Source organism: Sulfuricurvum sp. (genome assembly GCF_049277495.1).
Lineage (GTDB): Bacteria > Campylobacterota > Campylobacteria > Campylobacterales > Sulfurimonadaceae > Sulfuricurvum.
In genome coordinates this window covers 1-3,046 of the sequence record NZ_JBASYM010000005.1, presented here as the reverse complement: position 1 = coordinate 3,046, position 3,046 = coordinate 1, and the positions used below count along the sequence as shown (strand labels likewise).

Below are 3,046 nucleotides of genomic sequence, written 5' to 3'. Positions count from 1 at the left end.
GTATATTGCTGTTCATTGAGACGAGAAAGAGGCAAGAGGCTCCTTGAAGCCCCGGTTGGAGCTACATTATGATTTAAATTTTTTGATCGGTTCGGCTAAACCGAAACCGGGATGATTTTTCACATCCAATACCGCTTGAGCCATAGTCGCATTGTCTTGATTAAAAATAAGCGGGGCGATGAAGTTAATACATGATTCATCGAGCGGGTCTTGAATAACGGCGATATTATATACCACTAGTTTGGAATTTTCATTAATATCGAGAAGTACCCGGATCGAAGTTGGCAAATCAAATGAATATTCACGCAGTGCATACGGATTTACCAAAGTAAAACTGATATTTCCATCACAGCTTCTAAGGGTTGAAAACAGTTCATCAATCTCATTTAATTCTACACACTCGACATTCTCAAAGCCCAATATTGTCGATTTGACTTGATATTGCATTATTATCCTTTTAAACTAGCATTCCTTTTGTAAAAGCAAATCGCGTTCCCTTGAATTTTGGTATAATTCGCGATATTTTTTGTTACCAAGGCCTTGTCATGTCAGCTACCCATTACGATCCCAAAAATATTGAAGAAACTTACTATCCCATTTGGGAAACACGGGGGTATTTTGAAATTGACGGAAACCAACCTATTGTAAAGCCGGATAAACATTTTGCTATTATGATGCCTCCCCCTAATGTTACCGGACGTCTCCATATCGGCCACTCCCTTACCTTTACCCTCCAAGACATTATCGTCCGTTACAAACGGATGGACGGATATATGACACTCTGGCAGCCGGGAACCGATCATGCCGGTATCGCTACTCAAAACGTCGTTGAAAAACAGCTCTTGGCTGAGGGGACAACCAAAGAAGAACTCGGGCGCGAAGCGTTTTTAGAGCGCGTTTGGGCGTGGAAAGAAGAGAGTGGCGGAATTATGGTCGGACAGCTCCGTAAACTCGGAGTCTCTCCCGCATGGAGCCGTGAGCGCTTTACGATGGATGAAGGGCTAAAGTCTTCGGTTAAAGAGGCATTCGTCCATCTCTACAACCAAAACCTCATCGTTCGCGGCAACTATATGGTTAACTGGTGTACCCACGACGGAGCCCTTAGTGATATCGAAGTGGAACACGAAGAGCACCAAGGCAACTTCTACCACATGCGCTACCCTTTCAGCGACGGAAGCGGTCATATCGTGGTTGCAACAACCCGTCCTGAAACCTATTTCGGTGATACCGCCGTTATGGTTCATCCGGATGATGAACGCTACCTCCACCTTATCGGTAAGAGCGTTACCCTTCCCCTCATTAATCGTGACATTAAAATCATCGCTGACAGCCATGTCGATAAAGAGTTTGGAACCGGTGTCGTTAAAGTTACCCCTGCCCATGATACCAACGACTACGAAGTAGGCAAACGTCATGATTTGGAATTCATTACCGTTTTCGATGAAAAAGGGATACTCAATCACCATGCAGGCGAGTTTGAGGGATTAGAGCGTCTCGAAGCACGAGCGGTTATCGTCAAACGCCTTGAAGAAGCCGGATTCATCGAAAAAATCGAAGAGCATACCCATCAGGTAGGTCACTGTTACCGCTGTAAAAACATCGTTGAACCTTACATCTCTAAACAGTGGTTCGTCCGCAGCGAAGTGGCACGCGGTTCGATCGACAAAACCAATGCGGGATTAACCCAGTTTTTCCCGCCGCATTGGATCAACAGCTATAATGCATGGATGGGCGATCTGCGTGACTGGTGTATCTCCCGCCAACTCTGGTGGGGGCACCGTATTCCGGTATTTTACTGCGACGATTGCGGCCATGAATGGGCGAGTTTGGAAGAGCACCCTGAGAATTGTCCTCATTGTGCAAGCAAAAATCTCACTCAGGATCCGGATGTCCTCGATACGTGGTTCAGCTCTGCCCTTTGGCCGTTCTCAACCCTCGGTTGGGGCAATGGAGACACAGCAGGCGATCAACTCTTCCAAAGCGAAGACATGGCTCGTTTTTATCCGAACACCCTCCTCATCACCGGATTTGATATTTTATTCTTCTGGGTTGCCCGTATGATGATGATGGGAGAGAGTTTTACGGGAGAGCTGCCGTTTAACCATATCTATCTTCATGCATTGGTGCGCGATGAGCACGGTCAAAAAATGTCAAAATCCAAAGGAAACGTCATCGATCCGCTGGATATGGTCGAAAAATACAGTGCCGATGCATTGCGTTTCACATTAGCCGTTCTTGCGGTTCAGGGACGCGACATCCGTCTCAGTAACGATCGTTTGGAGCAAAGCCGCAACTTTACGAATAAACTCTTCAATGCCTCAAAATTCCTCCAAATGAATGTTCCGACATTTAAAGATTTGGCGGATCAAGAAGTAACGACTCCGTTGGGCCGCTATATGCTCAGCCGTTTCCACCGTGCTACAGCAGAGACGAGAGCATTCTTGGACGAGTACCGCTTTAACGATGCGGCTACGGTACTTTACCGCTTCTTGTGGAACGAGTTCTGCGACTGGGGTATCGAGCTTGGCAAAGCGTCCAAAGAGAGCGTCAATGAACTGGGTAGTATCTTTAAAGAGTCGATGAAACTTCTCCATCCGTTTATGCCGTTCATCACCGAATATCTTTATCATGAGCTTTCGGGGACAACACTTGAAGAGGGTAATTCGATTATGGTAATGGCTTACCCTGAAAATACCCAGACGGATGAAGCTATCGAGGCAGAATTCGCAATCATCATGGATGCCATCGTCACGATCCGACGTGCCAAAACCCTTGTCGATCTCGGGAACCAAAAAATCGATCTCGCTTATCTCAAATGCGGCGGCGATCAAGCAATGATGGCTCCGTTTATCACCCGTCTAGGAAAAGTCGAAACACTCCACTTTACCGACTCCAAAATTGACAATGCGATCAGTGACATCGGTGAATCGGTCGAAGTCTATCTTCCTACCGATGCAATCGATCTCAGTCCGATTATCGATCGTCTCACCAAACAGCGTGAAAAACTCCAAAAAGAGGCCGATAAACTGCGCGGAATGCTCTCCAA

The 3,046-nt window shown here is 46.5% G+C and carries 2 protein-coding genes; one reads left to right on the top strand and one right to left on the bottom strand.

Annotation, left to right across the window (positions count from 1 at the left end; genetic code table 11):
- Positions 1-66: 66 nt before the first annotated feature.
- Positions 67-447 carry a flagellar assembly protein FliW gene (gene fliW, locus WAO38_RS00820; protein ID WP_422233415.1) on the bottom strand — a complete coding sequence of 127 codons (381 nt, stop codon included), beginning with the start codon at positions 445-447 and terminating at the stop codon, positions 67-69.
- A 98-nt stretch (positions 448-545) separates the two neighbouring features.
- On the opposite strand from fliW, the gene WAO38_RS00815 reads away from it, so the two are divergent.
- A partial coding sequence (locus WAO38_RS00815; protein WP_422233413.1) for a valine--tRNA ligase occupies positions 546-3,046 on the top strand: 2,501 nt, incomplete at its 3' end.

Bases quoted from the DNA above. Each gene is read 5' to 3' on its own strand.
- fliW (WP_422233415.1), bottom strand. From the start codon at position 447: ATGCAATATCAAGTCAAATCGACAATATTGGGCTTTGAGAATGTCGAG.